This is a genomic window from Streptomyces sp. NPDC097107 (assembly GCF_044762405.1).
Classification (GTDB): Bacteria; Actinomycetota; Actinomycetes; order Streptomycetales; family Streptomycetaceae; genus Streptomyces; species Streptomyces thinghirensis.
In genome coordinates this window covers 16900-40578 of record NZ_JBIWEF010000016.1, presented here as the reverse complement: position 1 = coordinate 40578, position 23679 = coordinate 16900, and the positions used below count along the sequence as shown (strand labels likewise).

Below are 23679 nucleotides of genomic sequence, written 5' to 3'. Positions count from 1 at the left end.
TTCTGGTTCGAGCGGGAGGAGCGGTCAGCGTGCGCAGGCTGCGACGTGTTCGCGGATCGTGTGGCGCGGGCGGTCGGCGAAGGCGGAGTGGGTACCGAACGTGCGGTGCCCGTAGACGAGCGGTGCCGCCGGCGTCGTTTTCGCGTGGGTGACCAAGCCGAGGATCAGAAGGTGGTCACCGCCGTCCACGGCCTGAGCCACCTCGCACACCAGCCATCCCGGGGCCGACTCGATCCGGGGGAGGCCGTGATCGAAGTCCCAGTCCACGCCGGCGAAGCGGTCGGCCCCACGGCGGGCGAAACCCAGGGCGAGATCGTCCTGGGTCCGGGCGAGGACGTTCACACCGAAGCGTCCGGTGGCGGTGATGTGGGACAGGACTCTGGACCCGCGGTCGAGAGCCACGGTCACCATGGGCGGGCGCAGCGACAGCGAAGCGAAGGCGCTGACCGTCGTGCCGTGGGGGAGACCCTCCGCCGTGGCGGTGACGATGGTGACCGGGGCGCAGACACCGGCCATGAGATCGCGGAATGCCTGCTCACCGAATGAGGGGATCATGAGGATCTCCATTCATCATAATGATTACGGTGATGCTGCATCCGGGTTACATGAGGCGTCAAGAGGTGCGACTGTATTCGCCATAATGATTTTCGGGAGCTGGTCGAAGGGGTGGAGTGGCCGTGGCGGTGCGCAAGAACGACGCTCGGCATCGAGGTGCGGGCGCGAGCAGGGGAGTCGATCCACCGGCATTGCGACGCGCCGAGTGGGGACAGGCGGGGAGTGCATCTCGTGCCGAGGCGGCAGCGGACGCTGTGGCCGAACTGGCCGCGCATGTCGCTCCCGGCACCCGTCTGGGCACGAAGGATGAACTGCGGTCCCGCTGCGGGGTGTCCGTCGGGACGTTCAATGAGACGCTGCGCCTGCTCCAGACCAGGGGCGTGGTGACCGTGCAACGCGGTCCGGGCGGCGGCCTGTTTGCTGCCGAGCAGACGCCGATGACACGGCTCGCCCACTCCGTTCTGGCCCTGGACGCCTCCCGAGGTGATGTGGCGCAGGCGTTGCGCATCCGCAATGCTCTTGAGCCGCTGCTGTGGCAGGACGCGTTGTGGCATGCCTCGCCGGCCGACGTCAAAGACCTCCAAGTGCGTCTGGAAGGCATGGCTGCGGCCGCGGCCTCGGGCGACGCGGACGAGTTCGTGCTGGCCAACTGGCGGCTGCATGCCAGGGTCGCCGATATCACTCCGAACTCCCTCCTGTGTTCGCTCTACGTAGCCCTCCTGGAGCTGGTCGAACGTCATGCCCTGGAGGTCCGGCCGCAAGCCGGCGTCTCTCTCGCGCATCACATCCGCGACCGCTGGCAGCTGCATGCCGCGATGGTCGACGCCCTCGACGAGCGGGACGGGGAGACCCTCTTGCGGCTTGTCGCCGAGCACGACACGACCGCCGCCGTGGGCGAAGAGTGAGGCAGGGGCGGCCGGGAGGGCTAGGTGACGGCGGTCGTCTTGCATAGGAGGACCATTGTCCTGTTTTATCGGTCAGGTATCCAGGGGTCGGTCTTCTACTGGCCGAGCACCTCGGTGAGGTGATGCGCCTCCTCCAACAGCTAGGGAGCCGAGCTCGGGCCGTCCGAAGGCGCGGAAGCGATTCCGCGCCTGCGAGGGTCAGTGCTAACGCCGGTACGCCCGCGCGGTTGAAGACCGCCGCCGCCATGCCCCAGCTTCCTTCGACCACGAAACCGGGCCTGAGTACGTGGACCCACCTTGCGCGTAGCCGTGATCCGCTGCGCGACGCCGCGGATCTCTTGGTCGCCGCCTCGCCGCGAAGGACTCCTTCGACGCGGTGACCAATCTCGCGCGCTGGTTCCCCGTCGAGGTCGTCGGCGATCTGATCGGTCTGCCGCGCGAGGGGCGCGAGCGGTTGCTTCCCCTTCTCGACGCGAACTTCAACTGCTTCGGACCCAACAACGCCCGGACCCAGACATCGTTCCCGCAACTGCCCGAGCTGGCCCCGTACGTCATGGCCAGTGCGACTCGCGGAGCACTGCCCGAGGGCAGCATGGGCAGGGCGGTGTACGGCACCGTCGACGCCGGGGGAGATCCCGGAGGCCGCCGCTCCATGGCTGGTCATGACCTACGTCACGGCAGGGATGGACACCACCGTGCACACGCGATCGGCCACACCGTCTGGTCCGACACTTCAACAACATCTTGTGTGGCCTGGATTCGCTGCCAGCAACTGTCGTCCCTGAGACGTGACGCGGCGCCCTCGTCAGCAGGCGCCAGCTGCCTGGAATGACCCGTCCTGGGCAGCGACCTATGGGAGGCGCCGATGAACGGCCATCACATGCTCTTCGTAGCAGGCATCCCGGCTGTGCCTCAACCCCCGGATGCCGCCGTGCTCATGACACGCAGACACCTTCGACTGCTTCTTTGCCAAGTAGTTGTCGCGTGGAGTGATAGCACTGTCCGAGGGCGGCATGGGGGGAGCGGTTCATGACCCGTCGACGCCGGGAAGTGCCTGACGGTTGGCAGCTCTGTGCCCTTGCTCAGCGGCGAGCCAGGGTGCGTCACCTCGGTCGATCTTCAGCGAGTGTCCAGGGCCTGAGCCGCGGACCGGCGGCCTGACCGCCGCAAGCCGTTCTAGCTAGGCGTGCTGGGTCAGGACATGGAGCAGAACCGTGTCCACGAAGTGTTCTCGCACGTCGGTGGTAAATGCCTTCCCCTGAACCACGCTGCGCGCGAGGACCTGTCCAAGAACCAGATCGAACAGAACATCCGACAGGGCGGCGTCCTGGAGCTCACCTCGACCGATGGCGCGCTGGACGACATCCCGGCAGTTGCGGCGCATCGGGTCCAGGGCTCCGTTGCGCAGGGCTTCGCCGACGGCAGGCTCCTTCTGCGCCGCGGCGAGCAGGCTGACGAAACCCGGAACATCCTCCTGATCGGCCAGAGCGGCTGCCAAGTCCGTCAACGCCATCAGGTCCTCGCGCAGGTCGTGCGCCCCTGACGGCAGCTCCGGGGCGGACACCGAACGGTCCAGCAGCGCAGCACACACCAGTGCGCGCTTGTCAGCCCAGCGGCGATAGATGGTGGTCTTGCTGGCGCCGGCCCGCGTCGCGACCGCATCGATCGACAACTGCTCGTAGCCCACTTCGCGTAGCAGTTCGTGCGTGGCGCCGATGATCGCTGCAGTACGTGCCGCAGTGCGGCCGGGTAGCGTCGTCCTCTGGGGCATGGTGTACGTAACCGTATCTTTCACCTTGCTGTGCAGCAAGGAAGAAGGACGGTATCCAGGCAGCAGCCGAACGGGAACGTCCGCCTCACGTGTACGGCACCGGATCGGAGGGTCTGCGGGGGAGTGCTGACTCGCGAGGGAATGCCGCCGTCACCACGGGTCCGTTTCCGGCGAGAGGACCCGCCGGAGACGGACCCGTGGCGTCCTCACCTCCGGCCAGCGAAGGCGCCGGTCGGAGGTGGCCGGCCGGGCGGCGCACTCAATGCATCCCCCGGCCCGTAGACGATGCTGTTGGCCTATTCGGGGGCTGGTCCTACTTCGCCCCGCCGAGCATGAGCTCGGCGGGGCGAAGTGCTGCGAAGTGGCTGGTGCGGATGTTGGCTCGGGGTGTGTTGGTGAGGTGGGCGTCGATGCGGGCGAGGTTGATGGCGGCGCTGGTGAGCTGGTGTTGGAGGCTGGTTTTCGCGAGGCCCCGGTAGCGGGATCTGCGCAGGACGCAGCGTTGGACGCCTTGGGAGATGGTGCCCTCGACACCGGTGCGCATCTTGTAGCGCTCCTTCCAGGTGTCGGTGTCCTGGTCGACGCGGGCCTGGCGCAGGGCTTTGACCAGAGCAACGCCCCAGTCCTGGGGGAAGTCGGCCGGCAGGCCAGGCCCCCGGCCGCAGGACCGGGTGGTGCGCAAAGCTCCACGCCCGGATCCGCCGCCAATGGCCCTGCCACCGACGGCGCGTGCGGCTCACCGGCTCGTGTCCACATACCCCGTGCCCCGTGTCCGCTCGCCGTTCTACAGCGCCCGCTGATAGATCCGGTAGGTCTTGGTCCTCTGGGCACCCATCTTGGCGATGGCGCTGTTCATCGCCCTGTTGTCCTCCAGGACCCAGGAGAGTTCGCAACTCCAGCCGATTCGGCGGCCGATGCGCGCGAGGTGGGTGACAAGCAGCGCGTCGAGTCCCCGGCCGCGGTATTGCGCCTTCACCCCCAGCGCGATCAGCCGGCATCGGTTGATCTTCCGTGCCGCCAGAGCGGCCCGGAGCAGTCCGATGGGGAAGCCGAAGCGGGTCAACCGGCCCCCGGCCGCCTTCAGTATCCGGTTGGCGTCGGGGACGGTGAGGCAGAGGGCGGCAGGAGCGCCGTCCACCTCGGCGACGAGGAGCAGATCAGGGCGGGCGATACGCGCCAGTTCCTTCGCGAGGTGGCGGAACTCCCGCCGTGTGGGCGGCACGAAGCCCCAGTTCTGCTCCCAGGCTTCGCTGTAGACGTCCCACAGCCGCTCGGTCTCGGCCTCGAAGGCGTTCAGGTCCAGTTGCCGGATGCTGAGGTCGCCCCGGTTGGCCGCCCTGTTCGCGATCCGGTTGACGACAGGAGACTCGGGCGTGTCCGGGGTCCACTCCCAGGCCCACAGGTCCTTGGCCTTCGTGAACCCGCACGATTCCAGGAGGTTTTGGTGATAGGGCGGGTTGTAGGGCATGAGGACGGCCGGGGGAGACGAGAAGCCCTCAACAAGGCTGCCGCATTCACCGTTGGTGGAAAAGCTCACCGGCCCCAGCATGGAGGTGAGTCCGCGCTCGCGCAGCCAGTCTCCGGCCGCGGAGAAGAGCGCCTGCGCGGCTGCGGGGTCGTCGGCACATTCGAAGAGCCCGAAGAATCCGTCGCTGCCGCCGTGGTGTTCGTTGTGGCGGGGGTTGTGCACGGCGGCGATGCGTCCGACGACCTGTCCTCCCCTGTGGACGAGGAACAGTTCGGCCTCGCCGAAATCGAAGAACGGGTTCTTGTGACGTACCTGTCGTGCAGGCTTATTGATCTTGATTGTGACCTGCTGTTGCTCACTTGTACTGGGTGGTACTTCCGCTTCGTCGGGGAGACCAGCGTCGGGCTGAAGCGCTGGCGATGGCGGTACGTGGGCTGAGCTGGCTGTTCCGTTCTGCTCAGTGGGCTGAGTGTGATGCTGGCTTTTGCGCAGCGTGGTCGGCGCGCCTAAAGGTAAGGGCGGTTGCGGCCGTTCCCGGCTGGGGAGTGGGGCCTGTTCAGCGGGCGTACAGGCGTTGCCAGAGCAGGTCGTGGTCGGCGGGTGCGAGGCGGGGCAGCCGGAGGCGGTCGGCCAGGCGGTGGAGGAAGGCGGTCTGTTGCGGGCGTGTCAGGGGGTACGGGGGCAGGCGGTCGAGGGCCGCGGCGAGGGTGCGGGTCTCGGGGTAGGTGATCAGGTTCCGGCAGGTCAGGGCTGGGGAGGCCGGGCCTGAGGGGATGTGGGGGTTGGCGTCGGTGAGGCGGTCAAGGCGTGTTTGCCATCGTTCGTGCAGGTGCTGATGGTGGTCGTACCAGCGTGTCGTGATTGTTGATGCCCAGTTCAGGGAGACGGTCGTCGCACGGCGGGCCCTGGGGTGGGGCCGGGTGAGCTCGGGGACCGGGCGGATGTCGAGGGGCGCGGGGTGCCGGGAGTCGCTGGAAGCCTGCTGGTGGCGTGCACAGATCATGATTCGGGGTGGGTGGGTCGCTGGGTGGATCCACGCGGGGGCGGCGTGGTGCGGGCTGCGGCGGATGGTGCAGGCGGTGCACGCTGGCAGCGGCTGCACGGCGGGCGGGACGGGCTGCCAGAGGGCGATGGCCGCGCGGGCGGTGCCGATGGAGGCGGGTGGGGGCTGGCGGGCCAGCGCGCGGGTGAGGTGTGCGGGCGGGATGCGGGTGAAGGCGGACAGCCGGTGGGCGGCTTCGGCGCTGAGGTGGATGTCGGTGGCGGGCGGGGCCGCGAAGGTGCCGGTGGTGGTGATGTGCAGCCCGTCGAGGAGCTGGGCGGCGGTCAGGTGGTAGGTGGCTGCAAGGCGGGTGAGGTAGGAGGCTGCTGACTCGCGGGGCAGGGGCCTGGCCCGCAGGGCGCCGGGCTGGGACGGCCACGTCGTGCGTGTCCGCACCGCAGGGCTGCTGAAGGCGTGGGCGGTCAACGGCTGCTGGGTCGTGTGCGGCGGCTTGTCGGGGTGCGGGGCCGGTAGTGCTCCTCGGCGAGGTGGTCCAGCGCGATGGAGTCCAGCAGCGTCTTTGTGATGCGTTCGGTGCCGTCGAGGATGGCTTCGATGGCGGCCTGGCGGATGAGGCGGGCCAGGCTGCCGATACGGCCGGCGGTCCGTTCGTGCAGGTAGGGGGCGAGCCTGGGCAGGCTGCCGGTGCGGGGGAATGGAGGTCGAGGGCCGCTTCCAGAGCGGCGATGAGCTCACGGAACGGTTCCCGCTCGCCGGCACGGGCGGGCAGAGCCCCGCAGTCGATGAGCGAGGCGCGTCCGGCCAGCTGCGCGCCGCGGACCCCGCTGAACACCGAGCTGGCGGTGACGTCGATGCCCGCGTACACGAACGTGGCGCCGACGCGCTCGGTGAGGTCCTTGAGCCAGTCGGCGGCCTCTGCTCCGCTGGAGCTGCGGGGGTTGAGCCGGTGGATCTCGTCGATCAGCACCAGCTGAACTCCGGCCGCGGTGTAGGTGTGGCAGACGGCGGTCGTGATCTGCGCGGTGGTCATGCGGGTGGTGACGGGGATGCCGAGGTAGCGGGCGAACTCGCAGGCCAGAGTCTTGGCGGTGGCGCCCGGCGGTACCAGCACATACGCCACAGGCACGCTGGTGTCGCCCGGGGCGGCGCGGCGGGTGTGGGCCAGGTGGCAGGTTCGGCCGACCTCGAGCAGTGCGGTGGTCTTGCCGGTGGTGGCCGGCCCGGTGACGATCAGGGACGGGCGGGCGGTGACGCTCTGGCTGCGGCCGAGGATCATCAGCGTGCGCACGCTGCGCGAGAGGCTCTCGATGGCCGGGGTACGCACGGTGACGAACTGCGAGTGGTAGGCCAGGCGTTCTTCCACCGAGCGTGCCGGCTGGCCCGGCTGCGGGGGAGCGGGCGGGACCGTGTGGGCGAACCGGGCGAACGCATCGAACGTGGTGACCGTCCCGGGGGAGGCATCCTCGGCGGCGGGCGGGGTGTGGGGGCTGGTCACCAGCGTTCGGCCTCCTCGAAGGCGTCATACAGCGCGTAGCGGCCCACAGGCGGGGAGAGTTCCTCACGATCGTCGGGGTGGCCGTCAGAGTCAGGAAAGTGGGCTTCGATCGCGTCGAGACGGTCCTCGGCCTGCGTGTCGCCGCCTGCCGTCTTCGGGCCTGCTGTGCTTGTGGCTGCTCCGTGGCCTGCCGCTGCTGCGGCGGGTGCGCCGGTGCCGGGCCGGGGGCGGGCCCGGCGCAGGACCTGATCGGCTGCTTCGGCCAGGTCGGCCTCGTGCCGCTCGCGGTCTGCGCGCCGGCCCAGGGCGGCGCGGATGTGGCGCCAGGCGGCCTCGCTCATCGGGGCGTGGACGTGGTCACGGTGGATCCACGGGATCTCGTGCAGGTGCCCGTCTGGCAGCCGGATGTAGACCTGCCGCACGTCGTGCGGGTTGAGGTGGACCTCCCACCTGCCGCCGGGATGGGTGGGGCAGGGCCGGCCGCGGTGCTCGTTCAGGACGACGTGGTCGTAGGTGCGGTAGTTGATGCGGATACCGCGGCCGGTGACGGGATGGAAGCGCACGGGCAGCAGTTCCAGATAGTCGGCGCCGGTCAGCGGCAGCGGCACGTACCCGGAGGTGCCCAGCAGCGCGCTCCACATCTCGTTGGGGGCCAGTGCCTTCTTGGGCAGGACCGGGTGGCGCAGCCCGTCGTGGGGGCGGTGCTGCCAGCACGCGGTGACCCACTCATCCAGCAGCTCCTGCAGCTGAGCCGCGGTGAAGTGCGCCTCGTCGTCCACCGCGTGACCGCGCTCGAGGACGTGGGAGCCGGTGTAGCCGGCGACGTGCTGCGCGAACAGCGAGTTGATACTCCCGAACGTCCGCTCGACGGCGCCCTTGGCGGCCGGCGAGCGCGGCGGCGCGGGCTGCACGCCCACCCCCAGGGTTTCGCAGGCGGCCAGGAACGCGGCGGAGACGAACACCCGCCCGCGGTCGATGACGATCGTCTCGGGCACCACCACCGGCCGCGCCGCCGCCTGCTCCAGGCGCGCATCGAGGGCGAGCAGCCGGTCGTAGGGGACGGCCGCATGGGCCAGGCGCAGATGTTCGGGCCAGCCGGGCCGCGCCGGGTGGGGCACGGCCATCTCCGCCAGCAGCAGGGCCGCGTCCACGGCCTTCGTGCTCTCCGCGCGCAGCACGGCCGCCACCACCGACCGCGTGGCCACGTCCAGGGCGATGGTCAGCTCCGGGCGCACCGGGCGGCCGTCCTCGCCCACGGCCATCACATCCAGGAGGGTGGTGTCGACCTGCACCAGCTCGCCCGGCCGCAGCGCCACCGTCGGCGTGAACGGCCGCACCGGCGTGGTGGTGGCGGTGCGGGCGGGGCGGCCGGGATGCTCCAGCGGGTCGGCCAGTACCCGCACCAGCCGGTTGAACGTCGACGGCGCAGGCAAGGCCACCACACCCGGACCATGGGTGTCGGCCAGGATCTGCCCGGCAAGCTGCCGCAGCCCCTTCAGGGTGCCCTTGGAACGGCCGCGCTGGCGGCGCAGCGCCTCCAGCACGGCGGCCACCACCCGCTCATCGGCCCGCCCCGTCGCACGGGCCGGCCTGCGCTGCGGGACCAGACCCATGAGGCCGCCCGCGTGGTAGCGGGCGCGCATGCGGCGCACGGTGGCCCGGCTGACCTGCGGCCAGCCCAGCTGTGCGAGTTCGTCGGCCTTGGCCTGCTCCCGCTCGGCCATCGACCGCTGCTCGGGGTCGTATGCGGGCCGGGGCATCCCGCTGCTTGCCGGGCCGCCGGGCAGCCCGGTCTCGATCTCGCGGATGTGCCGCTGCCAGGCCAGAGCCCGCTCCCGCTCCCGTGCGGGCACCGTCTCCATGAGCCCCCACGGCACCACCCCGGGCGCGGGGGAGTCCACCACCGCGAACGTGGGGTCGGCGAACAGGAACGAGGCCAGCACCGACGCCGTCTGCCCGTCCTCGTCGACCAGGCGCACCGAGGCCCCCGCCACGGCGGCCACCTGCCAGGCGCGGCCCTCGAACGTCACATACGCCCCCAGCTTCACCTGCCGGTGCCGGGCAGCGGCCACCGGGCGGCCGCCGTGCGCGCTCACCACTGCCCGGCCTCCGCCTGCGCGTCCCACAACCCGAACCCCTGACCGCCACCGGCGGTGCCGTCGGCAGCCGGGCCGCCGCCCGGTTCAGGTGCAGCCATCACGTCGGCGATCTGACTCATCCGCCTGTCGTCTTGTGCCCGCGCTCCGGTGCCTGGGCCGGGGCCGGAGATTGTCCCGCCGCGCGTGCGGCCGGCGAGGACGTGCGTGATCCGGCGGTGCACGGTGGCGTCGAAGGGCCGCTGCGCATGCGCCTGGTCAATCCAGGCCAGGGGGTGCAGGAGGCCGTCGGGCAGCCGGATGTAGACCTGCCGCACGTCGTAGGGGTGGTGGTGCACTTCCCACCGACCGTCGTCCGTAGTGGGGCAGGACCGTCCGCGGTGCTCATTGAGGCACTCATCGTCATACCGGCGCCTCCCCAGGCGCACCCCGGCGTCGGTGACCGCCTTGCGGCGCACCGGCAGCAGCTCCGCGAAGTGCTGCCCGCTCAGTGGCAGCGGCACCGCCCCGCTCGCACCGAGCAGCACCCGCCACATCTCATCGGGCGTCAGGGCCGCTCTGGGCAGCAGGGGATGCCGCAAGGCCTCCTGCGGGCGCGTGTGCCACGACGCTGTGATCCACTCCTCCAGCAGGTCCTGCAGGTGCGGCATGCTGAACCAGCCTCCCGCCGCCGGCGCTTCGTCCTCCCTGTGCCCGACGTCAGGCCGCGCGGCGTCGGCCAGATCGGCCGCGTACCGGGTGAAGGCTCCGGCGAGCACGCCGAGCGTGTGCCCCAAGGCGCCGGGCGCGCTGTTCCCCCGTTCACGGACGGATTCCACACTGACGCCGAGGCCCTCGCACACGGTGAGAAACCACGACGTGACAGCAGGCCCTGCGGCATCCAGGACCAGCGTCTCGGGTACGGCTGCCGGCCGGGCCGCCGTCGCCTCGAGGCGTGCCTGAAGCGGCAGCAGCCGCCGCGGGCCGTCCTCGTGCGCCCGGCGCAGCAGCCCCGGCCAGCCCGCGCGCAGCGGCTGCGGCACGGCCATCTCGGCCAGCAGCACCGACAGTTCGGCTGAGGATTCCTGCGGGTGCAGCACGGCGGCCAGCACGCAGCCGGTGGCCTCATCCAGAGCGGCCGTCACCGACACCGCAACCAGACGACCGTCCTCGCCCGCCACCCATACCCCCAGGCGGGCGGTGGCGGCATGAACCCGCTCCGCAGGCCGCAACGCAGGCGGCGGGCCGCCGCTTCGCCGTGGGCCGGTGGCGGTGCGCGCCGGGCTGCCCAGCAGCTCGGCCGGATCAGACAGTGCCTTCACCAGCCGGTACATCGACGCCGCCGACGGCAGCTTCACCCGCCCCGGCCCATACCTCCTGGCCACAATCCGCTCCGCCCGTTCGATCACCTGCTTCACGGTGGTCGCCTTGCGGCCACGCAGGTCCCGCAGCGCCTCCAGCACGGCGGCCACCACCCGCTCGTCGGCGCGGCCGGTTGCCGATCGGGGGCGCACCGTCCGCTGGTCGACCAGCCCCATCAACCCCTGCTTGTGGTAGGCGATACGCCGCCGCTGCACCGTGTTCCGGCTGACCTTCGTCCAGCCCAGCGCGGCCAGCTCGGCGGCCTTGGCGTGCTCGCGCTCGGCGAGCGTGAAGCGCTGCGGGTCGTAGCCGGGCCTCGGCTCGCCGCCGCTGCCCGCTCCGTCGGGCAGCCCGGTCTCGAACTCGCGGATGTGCCGCAGCCAGGCCAGCGCCCGCTCACGGGCGGCCAGTGGCAGCGCCTGCCACACCTCGGCCGCAGGAAGTTCATCGGCGCTCCGGCCGACGACGGCGAAGTCGTCGGCGGCCACCAACAGGGCGGCCAGCACACACCCGGTGGCCCCGTCATCGGCAGCCAGGTGCACCCGCCCATCGACCAGGCCGGTCACCTGCCAGGTGCGCCCCTGGAACTCGACCCGCGCGCCAACGTCAACATGCCGCCCGCCGGGGACGGCCATCGCCTGCCTGCTCAACTCTCCTGCTGCTCCCGCTCAGCGCCTGCCGCCGCCTCGCCAGTCCAGACGACGGTGTGCTCGCCCAGCGGCCGGGACAGGTCCGCGGACAGCCGCCCGCTCCACAGCGCGTGGTAGAGCACCGGCAGCGCGCTCAGGACCTCACCGGCCGCCGCGGCCCCCGCCATCAACGGCCGCGGGGCGGCGAACGCCTCCAGCACCGCCTGCTCAAGACCGCCCGCACCGCGGTAGCGGGGATGGCGGTAGCCGGCCAGCCACCGCACATTCGCCCCGAACACCCGCTCCGGCGGCACCAGGCGCCGGTAGGTGAACCCCACCGCCGCACACGCCGACTCAAGTACCGCGGCCGCCCGCGCGGCACGGTCCCCGGCGGGCTCCTCGCTCGCGGGACAGTCGGCCAGCAGAGCGCCCCCGTCGGAGTAGCGGGCGAACACCTGCGGCACCCACGTCAGGACCCGCCCGCTGCCGGGATCGCGCCAGATCAACCGCACCGGCCGCGCCGACAGGCCCACCACTTGCGGGTCACGGTCCAGCAGCATCAACTGCGTGCACATCGCCTGCGACCCGTGCATCACATGCCCGGCCGTGGTGGCCGACCACCACCAGCCCGGCCCCCACCTGCGCCCGGGCACCACCGGAAACGCCGCCACCGGCTGGAGCTGCTCGAACCGAACAGCCACGGCGGCCTCGACCCAGCGGCGTTGCACGAGTGAGCCGTCCGCCCCGGCGAACTCTGCCTCCACCACACCCGGTTCCGGCACCCGCAAGGCCCTGCCCGCGACGGCAGATAAGCCGTTCTGGCTGCTGTCGATGATCACGTACTCCACACAACGTCATACCTGACACACCCCGCAGGAGAACCGGCCGGTAACCGCAACTGCCGTGCCAAAAAGGTCGGTTGCCCTGTGCGGGGCCAGGATGCCGCCTTGGCGTGCCAGTGTCAGTGCAGATTCCTGCACTTTTCCGGCCGGCGCCCGCCGTGTCGCGGCGGCGGGCCGTGGCCCGGGCCCCGCCCGGTCGCCGCTACCCCAGAGACGACAGCGCCCATCCCGAGTCGTCCTCGTCGCAACCGAACCGGATCAGGGCGCCGGACGGCATTGCCGCACCGCGTGCGAGCGTATCGACGAAGGAATCAGCGAGCGCGTCGACCCGCTCGCGCCCAGCACCCTGGTCGTCGTCGTAGATGCCGGAGTCAAGCCACAGAGGGTCGCGGTGTCCCGTGACCTTCAGCATGATCTTGAACGTCTCGTAGTCGTAGGGCGGATCGCTCACGGTGACGCCCATGACGGTGTCACCGCGCACCAGGTCATTCCGAACGCGCACCCACACATCGCGTTTGGCCACTGCCCCCACTTCCCGCCTTGTCGCATCAGCAGCCCGAGCGTAGCCGCCCCGGGCCCTCTGGCTGAGCCGGACAGGGGAAGGCTCAGCCGCCTTCATACGGGCCCTTAGCAGCCCGGGGCCTGATGGCGGCCAGGATCAGGAGTGGCGGAAGCCGCGGTCGGGGTCGCGGGCCTGGCGGGGGCGGAAGGGCTCGAACCAGTCCGCGGCGGCCAGGTTGGCGAGGCCGAGGGCCTGGTTGATCTCGTTGCCGCTGTCCTCGATCCCGTCCAGGGAGGCGTCGAAGAGCATCAGTACGTCGTGGTCCTCGAACAGCACGGTCGAGCACCAGTCCCAGTCGAAGTCACGGCGGTCCTCCTCCAGCCCCTCCACCGTTTCCGCGACCAGGCGCGGCCGGTTCCGCGTCAGCGACTTGGCCCGGTCGATGCCCAGGTGCAGGGCCATCTCCTCGCCGGTGCACAGCGGGCGGACGGTGCCCGTCTCGGCGAGGTCGGCGGCCAGGTCGTCGAAACAGCGGGCCATCTGCCGACGCCACTTCTGGTCCTGGTGATAGGTGATCGGCGGCAGCGAGCCCAGGACACGGCCCTGACCGCGCCTCAACGGCGCGTCACCCACGGCGGCGACGTCCTGCCAGATCTGCTCGGACAGCTCCTCGAGCGCCACCCGCAGGACCGTAGCGGTTCGCGCGGTGAGCTCCTCGTCCTCCTCGCCGTCCTCGTCGCAGTCGTCACCCTCCTCGTCACCCTCGTCCCACGCCGTCGGCTGGCCGTGGCGGGCGAGGGAACGCAGACGCCTGCGCACGCGCTGCGCGGCCTCTTCGGGAGCGGCCAGGGCGTTGTCGATGATCTGCAGCTCGTCGGAGAACTCCCTGGCGCTCAGCAGCGTGCCGGCCTCGGCGAGCAGAGCGGAACCTGCATCCGTGGAGGCGTTCTTGGCGGGCAGGACCACGGCGAAGTAGTTGTCCGTCAGCCGGTCCACGACAGAGGCCACCACCCCCGCGACGACCACAGGGTCGGCGAAGGCTTCCTCCAGGTGCAGCCGGTCGACGACGAGGACGCTGGAGGCCGACTCGATGAACTCCTCGAACTCGTAGGTGAACCGGCCGTCCTCGTCCAGAAGCTGGGCGGCCACCAGGGCGGGGAAGGACTGCTCGTCGGCCATCCGCTCGCGCAGATTGTCGGACTTCCAGTACAGGCCCCTGACGGCCGTCAGGCTTCCCACCGGTGTGCCGGCCACGGTGATGCGCACCTGCCACTCCTGCACTCCCTGCGCGGCAGGATCCAGCAACTGGTGGGTGTGGTGGAAGTCGAGCGCCAGCCGGGCAAGGTCCGCCCCCGCTGCCACCGGACCCGGATGAGTACTCAACGTGCTCCCTTGGCGCCGGTCCCCGGGCCGCTGCCTCCCTGCGGCCCCGCCTCAGCCTAGTGGCCACACGCAGCAGTCCTCCCGCAATATGGCATCACCCATCCTCCCCGGGAGACAAACCGGACCCTAGCTGTGACCGGGCTGCGGCGTACGGCGGCTGACACACACCACCCGGCCGCCGGTCGCGTCACTCCTGGCCCGCGGTGAGGATCTCTGCCAGCTCCTGGGCGGGCAGGCGTGACCAGGCGGCCACCTCCTCCAGCGCCACCCCGGCGGCGACAGCCGCGGCGGCAGTGTCCACCAAAGCCTGATCGATCAGGGCGGCACTGCGGCTGAGGTGCTCCAGCAGCGTGCGGGCCACCTCGGCGGTGGTGCCGCTGTGCCCGCCGCGCAGCTCCTCCAGCTGCTCGCCGGCCTCTTTGACCAGTTGGGTGATGCGGAAGCGGTGTTCGGCGGACACGGTGGCCCGCCACCGGGTCGCCGAGCCGCCTGACTGTGCCTCGGCCGCCATCACGCGCAGCTGGCCAGCCATCGTGGCGGGCTGCTGTTCGCGCTGCAGGCGCCACGGATCGTCCCTCCACCCGGGCAGCCCGCCCTGATCGCGCCGCCGGCGGATGACCGCGCCCATCCAGGCGAGCAGCGGCCCGCCGTAGTCCACCGCCGACAGCGGGCCCAGCCAGTCACGTCCCACCCGCTCGCCCAGCCGACGGCAGAACGCCCCGTCGGCGGGCAGCGGCCGCGGCCGCCCGGCACCGCTGTCCCTCCACACCAGCTCGGCCATGGCCGGGTCCAACAGCGCGTCGGCCACGGCCACCACCTCCGGGAAAATGACCGGATCCCGGCCCACGATCCGCCACCGCTGAAGATCCGTTCCCGCGTTGCCGCCCGCCACCCGATGCAGCCGGTGCGGCCAGATCTCCTCCCGCTCCCAGTGCAGGGCCTCCTCCCACCACCGGGCCACGACCGCGTGCGCCAGGGCGAACACCTCCGCGCCCTCCGCCCCGGCCCGCCCCGCACGCCGCGCCACCCCCGCCCAGCGCCGCTGCGCGGCCACCACCTCCGGGACACCGCGCAGGTCGAGGTGTTCCAGAGGCTGGTCGGCGTCCGCGTCCAGCAGCCACCGCCCGTGCCGCACGCACACCCGCTCCCAGCGCGGCAGATACCGCACCGCCCGCTGAGCCTGCCCGGTCCGCCGCGCGGTGCACAGCCGGCAGGCGAACGCCGCTTCTCCCGCCACTGTGCCCGCCGCCCGCCAACGCACCTGCGCCAGAGCGGCCTCCCGGCCAGTACTGATCTTGGGATCGTCCACGGTGAAGGCGGGCAACGCGCGTGCCAGCACCGCCGGTTCGACTCCGCACAGTTCGGCGAGCACATTGCGCCCCGCTCCGTTGAGGATGACCTCCGCGTCAGCCCGCACGCCGCCGCCGTGCCGGGCGGGGGAGTTGCGGCATGTCCACAGCCGCAGCACCCCCGCGGCCGGCAGGCCGTAGCGGTCCGCGGCCCGGTGGATCAGTGACGAGGTCAGCTCCCCGGCCAGCGGCACGGTCCGTAACGCTCCTGCTGTCACAGCTCTCCCCGACGCCCTTTCTGCTTCCTGCCCGGCGCACTGACCGGCCTACAGCTCGAACTGCAGGTCGACGATGTCGTTGAGTTCCACTTCGAGGCCGTGGGCACGCCGTCCGCCGTCGCGGAAGTACACCTCGCCCAGCGCCTCGGCCGCGAGGTCGCGGAGGTCGTCCTCGTCGACGCCGGCTTCCTGGGCTTGAAGGAGGCGGGCGGCGTGGTGGGGCGGCAGGGCCAGGGTGAGGTGACGCACGCGGGCCTGGTCGGTGCTGCCGACGGCGGCGGTGTAGCCGAACCTCGCCTGCACATCGATCATGATGCCGCTCGTGGTGGCCGCTACCTGCTTCGCCTTCGCCCTGATCTGCGGCTGCCAGCGCGTGCGGACCTCACGCTCGAGCCGGTCGGCGAGCTGCGGCCGGGGGGTTTTGATCTGGTTCTTCACATACCGTTCCACTGTGCGCTGGCTGATGCCGAGCAGCTCGGCCACCGGCATCGTCCGGCCGCCGTGCTGCTTGACGAGGTAGCGCATCTGCGCCCCGGCAGACTTGGGGACGGGCCGGGTGAACGCGCCCTGCACCGCCCTGTCGAGTTCTTCCCCGACCGTGACCATCGGCGTAACTCCCCTACTCTCCGGTGTCCTTGGCGGTGACCTCGCCGGTCTTGATGTAGCGGGCGAGGTTGGCGACATGGCCGTCCCCGGCGAGCTGCTCAAGCACGTCCGCGCCCCACAGCACGCTCTGGGTGCCCTCGTGCTTGACCATCCCGGGCGAGACCCCCAGCCGGAACGAACCCGGCACCGTCTTGCCGTCGGCGCTGTACGGCAGCACATCCAGCGGGCTGGGCCCGTCGGCCGCGTACACGGCGCAGTCGGAGAGGACCGCGACCGGGTAGCGGCCGGTGGCCGCCGCCAGGTTCAGCATCTTGCGGTGCATGTTGACCCGGGCCCGGGAGATGACGGTCGCGCGGATGTCCGGCCGCCACGTCGGGCGGGCCAGGGCGGGCCAGGCCTGCCCCGGCTTCCATCCGCCGCCGCGCGCCTTCTCCTGCAGCTTGCCGATACCGCCCTTGACGGTCATCTTGACCGCGTCCACCACGATCCCCAGCTCCGGATCACGGCTCTTGTAGCCGTCCATCGCCTTCAGGAACTCGCCTGGGGGAAGCTTCTCGGTGACGCCGAGGTCCGCCATGGTGGCGACGTAGGCATCGCGCAGCCGCTTGTACCAGCCGTCCAGGAACCGGCCGCTCTCCCGGCGCACCCACGCCTCCACGGGCGCGACGTCGTAGCCGAGCTCCACGGCGTACGCCACGGTGGGCGTGGCGTACCAGGCCGGACCGGTCGGGCGCTGGCCGCTCGGCGTGAACGGGCTGGGCAGCAGGCCACCGTCGAGGTCACGCCATTGCTTTGCGACCTTCACCCGGGACAGGTCGACGTGGGAGAGGTCGACCAGCCAGGACCCGGGCACCGCTGGGTCGAAGACGGGGCGGGTGACGTGCACGGGCGGACTGGCCAGGCCGACGACCGCGCCGTTGGCGGCCGCACCGAACGCCAGGTTCACATCCAGGCCGACCAGGTAGCGCTGCATGCACTCGGCATCGGTCAGATCCCGCGCCCAGTCGTAGGCCTCCTCGAACAGCCGCTCCTCAGGCCCGCGCACGTGGAAGCGGGGCAGGTGGGCCAGGACTGGGTGTCCGTCGGTCGCCTCGCACGGCGCGGGATCCATCGGCTCCGTCCCCAGCGAGCCGGGCCGGTGCTCGCGGTGCCGTCTGCCGGTCTCGTCCGGCTCGCTCGCCCTCGTGGGCGGGTTGAGCGCCGTCATCAGCTGCAGCCCCGTCACCGCGGTGGAGCCCACCGGCGTCATCACCCGCTGCGCGAACACCCCCAGCACCCGGGCGAGGTCGGCGGGATGAAGCTGCGCGGCGTGGCCCCAGGCGCGGCCGTTCAGCGCACGCCAGGAGGGAATGCACAGCTGTACGCACTGGCGGCGGCTGCCCTGGGCGGGACGGTAGATCCGCGCCCACGGCCCCAGCCCTCGCTTGGTGAGCTGCCAGCCGGCGCGCTCAAGCTGCTTGATGACCTTGTGCCCTTCCGGCAGCCGCCCGGCAAGCCGCTCGGCCTCGGACAAGGCGGCGGGCAGGCCGTAGCGCGCGCACGCTGCCTCAGTGAGCACCAGCAGCGGGTCGCCGTCCTTGCCCGAGCCGTGCAGCTTCTCCGACCCCAGCCGCGCCTCGGTGAGCGTCCACTCCACCAGCGCAGGCAGCGACTTGGCGGACACGTCCAGGATCAGACCGCCGACGCCGTAACCGGTCACCTGCCGCTCGGTGTCGGCGTCGAGGACGAGCAGCGGACCGTGCGCGTACCCGCCGCCGGGCGCGGGGGTGTTCGCCGGGGCGGCCTTCCTCGCAGCGGGGCGCCGCGAGTTCTGCGGCGCCCGCTCGGCACGCGGCACCGGCCGCTGTGTCGCCGCCGCGTGCCGAACAGGCGCTGGGGGAACGGCCGGGGGCTCCTCGGCCTCCGCAGCCTCCGCCGTGGCAGTAGCTTCCGCTGCCCCGCCCGCGGGCCCAGCCTGCGCTGCGGTCGCTGCGGTGGTGAATGCCTGCGGCTCCGCGGTGCCCGTGTCCTCCTGCGGGGCGCCGGTGCTCTGGGGGGCGGGGTAGAGCGTGGCGAGCTGCTTCAGCAGGCGCGCGTACGCCTCCCGCTCCGGCGGCCGCGGCTCGGTCCGCCCCGACTCCCAGGCGCCCACGGTCGCCCGCCGCACGCCCAGAGCGGCGGCCACCTCGTCCAGGGTGAGCGCGTGCGCCTGACGCAGCCGCCTGCGCTCGGCCGGCGGCGGCAGCGGGGAGCGGGACGCGACCAGCGCGTCGACCGCGTCGAACAACTCGGACATGGGACACCTCCGTCCCTGACCCTACCCCGAAACGCACCTACCGCGTACTAGAAGCGTTCTAATCACGTACATTGAGCGTACGAACGGTGTTGGGGGTGATAGTGTCCGGTCAGCGGACTTGGATGGAGCCAGCGGCCTGTAGTGCCCGCGTTGCTCGGGGGCGGTCGAGTGGCGCGAGGCATGCGACGTGTTCGAGGGGGAGCGGTGGCGGCAGCGAGTGACGGCTGGGCGGGCATGGGCTGGGACTGGACGGATGCCGACAACATCCGCCGACGCCTGGACCAAGGAGCCGATCCGGAGAGCTGGAACGGGAGCAGGCCCCTGCATCGGGCAGCGGTGTTCGGCTCCCCGGAGGCTGTGACGGAACTGGCCCGCCGGGTTGCGGATGTGGACGCGCTGGAGAACGGGGTGACGGCACTGTGGGAAGCCGTCCTGTCCAGGAAGCCGGCCAACGCACGGGCGCTCGCCGCCGCCGGGGCCGATCCCTGGCGGCCGTCGCTCGGCGGCTGGTCGCCGGGGCGGCTGAGCCTGGCCGGACCGACGCCCGAGCTGTTCCCGGTCCCGGAAGGGGTGTCCCTGAGCGTCACCGAGCGTGCGGCAGCGCAGGAGGCCCATCGCCTCACCACGGCCTTGGGCGAGTTCTACTACGACGGCACGGGCCTGGCCTGCGTGGCGGGCATCGACGCGGCCGAGGCGGTGCGCCGTCTTGGGGCGACACCGGTACACGGCGAACTCATCGACGAGCTGCTGGAGGACCCCCACGCGTACGACATGGACGAGAGCCTGCACATCGTCGGCGTGACGTCCGTGCCGGGCGGCTGCGTGGTCACCCAGCCCTGGGGATACGCGCCGCAGATGCCGGGCGTGCTGACCCGGTTGTCCGCCGGCACCCTCTGCTACGGCCTCTACGCCAATCCCAAAAGCGGCAACCAGGGCAGCATCGCCCGCCATGGAATCATCGAGGGCTCGGACCTGCACCCCGGAGGAGCACCTGGCGAGAACGACACCTCCGAGCAGGTGCTGGCTTCCTACCTCTACCAGCACAACGCCGTCGCCTACGCCTGCGCCTTCGCAGGCCTGCGACCCACCGACAGCCGCGCCGTGGCCGGACCGCCCGATATGTGGGTCGAACTGCCCCGCCGCGACTACTGGAGCCACTGACTCGAAAGAAGAGCTGACATGACTGTGGCGGAACTGCCGCGCCCCGGCCGCCCCGGGCCCGCGCAGCTCTTTCCCGACCAGGCCGAGGCCGTCATGCGGCTGGCACGGCATCTGCGGCGTGCGGGGACGCGGGGTCTGTTCGTGTCGGCGACGGGCACCGGCAAGACGCTGGTCTCGATCCGCACCGCGGACGAACTCGGTGCGCGGCTGGTGCTGTTCGTGGTTCCCACTCTGGATCTGGCCGCGCAGACGGCGCTGGCCTGGCGGCGGGATGATCACCTGGAGCACATGGTGATCGTCTCCTCCCTGGACACCAGCGGCCGGGACGACCTGGTCGCGGCCCGGGTCATGTCGACCACGAACCCGCACGCGCTGGGCGGGCTGATGTCGGTGGTGGGGGAGGAGGAGGACCAGATCCGTGCGCTGACGGTGATCTGCACCTACGACTCCCTGGACAAGATCGAGCAGACCCAGCGCACGGGATACGCGGTGCCGCCGTTCGACCTCGTGGTCATGGACGAGGCACACCGGATCGCGGGCCGCGCGGACAAGAAGTGGGCGATCGTCAACGACGCGCAGCGGATCCGCGCGGACCGCCGTCTCTACATGACCGCCACCCCTCGCATCTTCGCCGCCCCCGAACTGGCCGAGTCCGCCGACACCACCCGCCCCCGCCGCCGTGCCACCGTGCCGAACCAGGAGCTGGAGGTGGACGCGTTCGCCAACTCCATGGACAACGAGGCCGTCTACGGCAAAAAGATCTTCGAATTTCCCCTCGCGCAGGCAGTGGCTGACGGCCGGACTGCGGACTACCGCATCGTGGTGCCCACCCTCACCGACGCCGACCTGCGCCGCCGCCTGAACCTGACCGCCCCCGCCACCACCCCTCCCGGCGACGGTGAGGAGCAGGACAGCGCGCTGCGCACCACCGCCCTGCACCTGTCTGTCCTGCGCGCCATGACCGAACACGGCCTGAGCAAGGTCCTGGTCTACTTCAACCTCGTCTCCGACGCCCGCCGCTTCGCCCGCGAACTCCCGCACACCCTGCGCCTGCTGGCCCGCACCGACCCCGGCCTCGTCCCGGACATCACCCCCGAGCTGTTCTTCGCCCACGGCGAGCACACCCCCGCCCAGCGCGCCGACACCTTCGCAGCCTTCGCCGCCGCCGACTGCGCGATCCTCGCCAACTCGAAGCTGATCGCCGAAGGCGTCGACATCCCCAGCGTGGATGGCATCGTCTTCGCCGACCCCACCCGCAGCGTCATCCGCTGCGTCCAGGCCCTCGGCCGCGCCCTGCGCCTGGACGTGTCCGGCAAGACCGCGTCCCTGATCGTCCCCGTCTACATCCCGCCCGGCACGGACGGCGAGAACATCCTCGGCACCGCTTATGAGCCGGTGTGGGCGATCGCCTGCGCGCTGGCCAGCCACGACCACCGCATCCTCGAGCGCCTCCCGGACAAGGCCAACCGGCTGCCGAAGGAGACCAGCGACGTCATCGCCCGCCGCTGGCACTTCGACTTCACCGTCCACCCCGAACGCATCGCCCGAGCGATGGACCTGTCCTCCTTCGACCCCCGCGGCCCGGCCGTCTCCCGCTCCCGCCGCCTCGGATTGGCCGCTGCCCAGTCCTACCGCGACGAAATGGGCCACCTCGACGTACCCGCCGACTACACCGACCCCACCGGCTACACCCTGGGCACCTTCATCACCACCATGCGCGACGCCGCGAAAGCCGGCCGCCTCGAAGCCGACTGGATCGCCGAACTCGACGCGCTGGGCATGATCTGGGACAAGCACGAAGCCGCCTGGCGCGCCCGCCTCGCCTCCGCCGCCGACTACCTGCGCGCCCACGGTCACCTCGCGGCCCCGGCCACCACCGGTGTCGGCGCCTGGCTCGCCGAACAACGTCACCTCGCCGCCAAGAACGAACTCGACTCCGCCCGCGCCGAGGCTCTCACCGCCCTCGCCGCCGACTGGCGCCTCCCGCACGGCGCGGACTGGCACCGCAAATACCACCTGCTGCGCGCCCACCTCGCGACCGGCGCCGACCCGGCCGCCCTCACCCGCGACACCCTCCTGGCCGGCGTGAAGATCGGCTCCTGGCTGCACCGCCAGCTCACCACCTGGCCGGCTCTCGCCCCTGGCCAGCAGCAGTTGATGACCGCTCTCGGCCTCACCCCCGACAGCAACCCGCTCGCCCCCGCACGCCGCGCCCGCCGCACGTTCGAGGAGACCGTCCAGCTCCTGGAACTCTTCCTCCACCGCGAAGGCCGTGCCCCGCAAGTCCGCGAGACCATCCGCGTCGACGGTGACACCGTCAAGATCGGCGCATGGCTCGCCAAAGCCCGCACCAAGCACCGCTCCGGCCAGCTCCCCGAGACCCATGCCCGCCTGGTCGCTGCGCTCTTCGACGGCGACTGGACCACCGAGGACACCGTCCCCGCACTCCTGGCCTGAACGCCCGTCTCCAGCAGGGCACGACCCGGCCCCGTATCCTGCGCCAGTCCGCGAACCGCCCGCTGAAAGGAGCAGACCCGGTTTCTCGGTTCGAGCTGCCAGACCCCAGCGCGGCCATGGCCTCTTCGCGGGTCAACCCGCACCGTTGAGGTCATGCGGGTCGGGACGCTGGCGGGGGATGTCCGGGCGGATCCGGCGCTTGAGTACGCTCCAGCGGTGCCGGGCGCCTTGCCGTGAGACGTGCCAGGCGCGCCCGAGGTCTGCGAGGCTGGCGCCCTTCTCGACGGCCCGTGAGGCGTAGATCAGCCGCAGATCGTCCAGCGCCTTCTGGTGGTCTTCCACCGCTGCCAGCAGAGCCAGCATGGCTTCCTTGTCGCTCTCGGCGCCCCACGAGGTGGACGACCGGCTCAGCGGCAGATGGAGGCCGGCCCGGACGTTTCGGGAGCTGGCCGACTTCATCGCGTGCCGCTGGATCAGTGTGTGCAAGAGGTGCAAGCAGTCCCGGTGATCCGCCATGCGACAAGAGTACTTGTCGCCCTGTCCGGCCTGCCCAAGCTGTTGACCTGCACGGACGTCAGATGGTCTTGCCTTTCCCGTGGCAGTGAAGCAGGATTTACCGCAACCCACCCCTGCCCGGAAACTTGGCGGAGGAACGGCTGACAGGGCGAAGGAGATACCTCCTCGCCCTTTTTTCATGCCCGCATCCGGGCGCAGCCCTGTCTGCAGCCCCGCTGCCACATCACCCCTTTCACCGGCCCCGCTCACCACCGAGCGGGGCCTTCTCCGTTCCCGCGCCACGGCCGCGGACCACCTCGAGAGGCACAGTCATGCCCGATCTCTCCCGTGACCCCGTCTACCTCTGGCTTACCGGAGCCCGCCTCACCACCGCCGGGCCCGGCGCTCCCACCCCGGCAGACATGCCGGCCCGAAGGCCAGCCACCACTACCGCCTCCGACATCGCCCGCCGCGAGGGCCTCGACCTCGGCGACATCTCCCGCTACCAGCGCCGCGACCGACGCGCCCGCCGGAGCAGGACCCGCAAGCCCACCGTGCTTCAAGCCGTGACCCGCTTCGCGACGACAGGGCTGGGCATCCCGCGCGCGACGGCCGTCACGCACGCACAGCGCTGGGCAGCCTCCCGCATCACCGAGCCGGACGAGGCCGTGGAATGGATCAGGCTGCTGGGCCTCGGCGGTCTCGACACAGCGCTGCGCCTGCGACGCAAGGGCGTCACACCCGCTATGGAGAAGATCCGCCGAGAAAGCGAGGAACAGGCCCGGCGCGACGCCCGGGCTGCGGAAGACCGCGTCTGGGCCGAGATCGCCGCACGGTACCGGCCCGGCATCGCGGCCCAGCTGCGGCTCAACGGCTGCACCCAGGACACGCTCGACCGCGTCATCAACGGCAAGACCGCCGACCAGCTGCTCCGCGAAGGACGTCCCGTCCAGATCGTCATCAACGCCCTGCGCGACAATCACGGCTGAACCCCGCGCGCCGCTGCACCCTATGCGGACGCCCCCTGCGCGGGCAGTCACGCCGCGCCCCGTCTCTCGGTGAGGACCTGCCCAAAGGCAGGTCCTCACCACGCACACCGGCAAGCGGCGCTCAGGGAAGGCAGACAGG

18 protein-coding genes and 2 pseudogenes are annotated in these 23679 nt (G+C 71.3%); 5 read left to right on the top strand and 15 right to left on the bottom strand.

The features are described 5' to 3' along the window. Positions 1–24 precede the first annotated feature (24 nt). Positions 25–555 (bottom strand): flavin reductase family protein, encoded by a 531-nt coding sequence (locus tag ACIQ1J_RS30915; RefSeq protein ID WP_362484763.1) that lies wholly within the window; start codon positions 553–555, stop codon positions 25–27. Between the two features lie 254 nt (positions 556–809). Here ACIQ1J_RS30915 and ACIQ1J_RS30910 point away from each other — a divergent pair, with 254 nt between their 5' ends. Together ACIQ1J_RS30910 and ACIQ1J_RS30905 are read left to right on the top strand one after the other, a co-directional pair. Then, positions 810–1460, top strand: a complete 651-nt coding sequence (locus ACIQ1J_RS30910) for a FadR/GntR family transcriptional regulator (RefSeq protein WP_403561999.1) — start codon at positions 810–812, stop codon at positions 1458–1460. A gap of 376 nt (positions 1461–1836) precedes the next feature. Further along, positions 1837–2292 (top strand): hypothetical protein, encoded by a 456-nt coding sequence (locus ACIQ1J_RS30905; protein WP_403561997.1) that lies wholly within the window; start codon positions 1837–1839, stop codon positions 2290–2292. A gap of 348 nt (positions 2293–2640) precedes the next feature. On the opposite strand, the gene ACIQ1J_RS30900 is transcribed toward ACIQ1J_RS30905, so the two are convergent. The 13 genes and pseudogenes from ACIQ1J_RS30900 to tap all read right to left on the bottom strand — a co-directional run bounded on the left by ACIQ1J_RS30900 (position 2641) and on the right by tap (position 18438). Further along, on the bottom strand, positions 2641–3270 hold the full coding sequence (locus tag ACIQ1J_RS30900; protein WP_403561995.1) for a TetR/AcrR family transcriptional regulator: 630 nt from the start codon (positions 3268–3270) through the stop codon (positions 2641–2643). Between the two features lie 274 nt (positions 3271–3544). Continuing rightward, positions 3545–3832: pseudogene (locus tag ACIQ1J_RS30895) on the bottom strand (transposase); the annotation flags it as partial. Positions 3833–4015: 183 nt separating this feature from the next. Continuing rightward, positions 4016–4921, bottom strand: coding sequence for a GNAT family N-acetyltransferase (locus ACIQ1J_RS30890; protein ID WP_403561993.1), 906 nt, complete (start codon positions 4919–4921; stop codon positions 4016–4018). A 334-nt stretch (positions 4922–5255) separates the two neighbouring features. Next, positions 5256–6167: a TniQ family protein gene (locus ACIQ1J_RS30885; protein ID WP_403561991.1), complete on the bottom strand. Its 912-nt coding sequence runs from the start codon at positions 6165–6167 to the stop codon at positions 5256–5258. Next, positions 6164–7197: pseudogene (locus tag ACIQ1J_RS30880) on the bottom strand (TniB family NTP-binding protein). The gene ACIQ1J_RS30885 and the pseudogene ACIQ1J_RS30880 overlap by 4 nt, the downstream one beginning before the upstream one ends. Next, positions 7194–9296: a helix-turn-helix domain-containing protein gene (locus tag ACIQ1J_RS30875; RefSeq protein WP_403561989.1), complete on the bottom strand. Its 2103-nt coding sequence runs from the start codon at positions 9294–9296 to the stop codon at positions 7194–7196. The pseudogene ACIQ1J_RS30880 and the gene ACIQ1J_RS30875 overlap by 4 nt, the downstream one beginning before the upstream one ends. Continuing rightward, positions 9290–11284, bottom strand: coding sequence for a transposase (locus ACIQ1J_RS30870; RefSeq protein ID WP_403561987.1), 1995 nt, complete (start codon positions 11282–11284; stop codon positions 9290–9292). The genes ACIQ1J_RS30875 and ACIQ1J_RS30870 overlap by 7 nt, the downstream gene beginning before the upstream one ends. Next, positions 11281–12111 (bottom strand): TnsA-like heteromeric transposase endonuclease subunit, encoded by an 831-nt coding sequence (locus tag ACIQ1J_RS30865; RefSeq protein WP_403561985.1) that lies wholly within the window; start codon positions 12109–12111, stop codon positions 11281–11283. Before ACIQ1J_RS30865 ends, ACIQ1J_RS30870 begins: the two co-directional genes overlap by 4 nt. Positions 12112–12307: 196 nt before the next feature. Continuing rightward, positions 12308–12628, bottom strand: coding sequence for a hypothetical protein (locus ACIQ1J_RS30860; RefSeq protein WP_403561982.1), 321 nt, complete (start codon positions 12626–12628; stop codon positions 12308–12310). A gap of 135 nt (positions 12629–12763) precedes the next feature. After that, a complete protein-coding gene (locus tag ACIQ1J_RS30855) occupies positions 12764–13990 on the bottom strand; it encodes a hypothetical protein (protein ID WP_403561980.1) in 1227 nt (408 codons plus the stop codon). A 187-nt stretch (positions 13991–14177) separates the two neighbouring features. Next, entirely contained in the window at positions 14178–15533 is a 1356-nt protein-coding gene (locus tag ACIQ1J_RS30850) for a DNA-binding protein (protein WP_403561978.1), read from the bottom strand. A 72-nt stretch (positions 15534–15605) separates the two neighbouring features. Next, positions 15606–16163 carry a telomere-protecting terminal protein Tpg gene (gene tpg / locus ACIQ1J_RS30845; RefSeq protein ID WP_403561976.1) on the bottom strand — a complete coding sequence of 186 codons (558 nt, stop codon included), beginning with the start codon at positions 16161–16163 and terminating at the stop codon, positions 15606–15608. Between the two features lie 13 nt (positions 16164–16176). After that, entirely contained in the window at positions 16177–18438 is a 2262-nt protein-coding gene (gene tap / locus ACIQ1J_RS30840) for a telomere-associated protein Tap (RefSeq protein WP_403561974.1), read from the bottom strand. Positions 18439–18642: 204 nt separating this feature from the next. Here tap and ACIQ1J_RS30835 point away from each other — a divergent pair, with 204 nt between their 5' ends. Then, positions 18643–19599, top strand: coding sequence for an ankyrin repeat domain-containing protein (locus tag ACIQ1J_RS30835; RefSeq protein WP_403561972.1), 957 nt, complete (start codon positions 18643–18645; stop codon positions 19597–19599). A gap of 18 nt (positions 19600–19617) precedes the next feature. Further along, a complete protein-coding gene (locus ACIQ1J_RS30830; protein ID WP_403561970.1) occupies positions 19618–22056 on the top strand; it encodes a Helicase associated domain protein in 2439 nt (812 codons plus the stop codon). A gap of 132 nt (positions 22057–22188) precedes the next feature. Here the strand turns inward: ACIQ1J_RS30830 and ACIQ1J_RS30825 are convergent, their stop codons facing one another. Then, positions 22189–22572, bottom strand: a complete 384-nt coding sequence (locus ACIQ1J_RS30825; protein ID WP_403561968.1) for a hypothetical protein — start codon at positions 22570–22572, stop codon at positions 22189–22191. A gap of 311 nt (positions 22573–22883) precedes the next feature. Here ACIQ1J_RS30825 and ACIQ1J_RS30820 point away from each other — a divergent pair, with 311 nt between their 5' ends. Continuing rightward, complete coding sequence (locus ACIQ1J_RS30820) at positions 22884–23540, top strand: hypothetical protein (RefSeq protein ID WP_403561966.1); 657 nt, start codon at positions 22884–22886, stop codon at positions 23538–23540. The last annotated feature ends 139 nt before the right edge of the window (positions 23541–23679 follow it).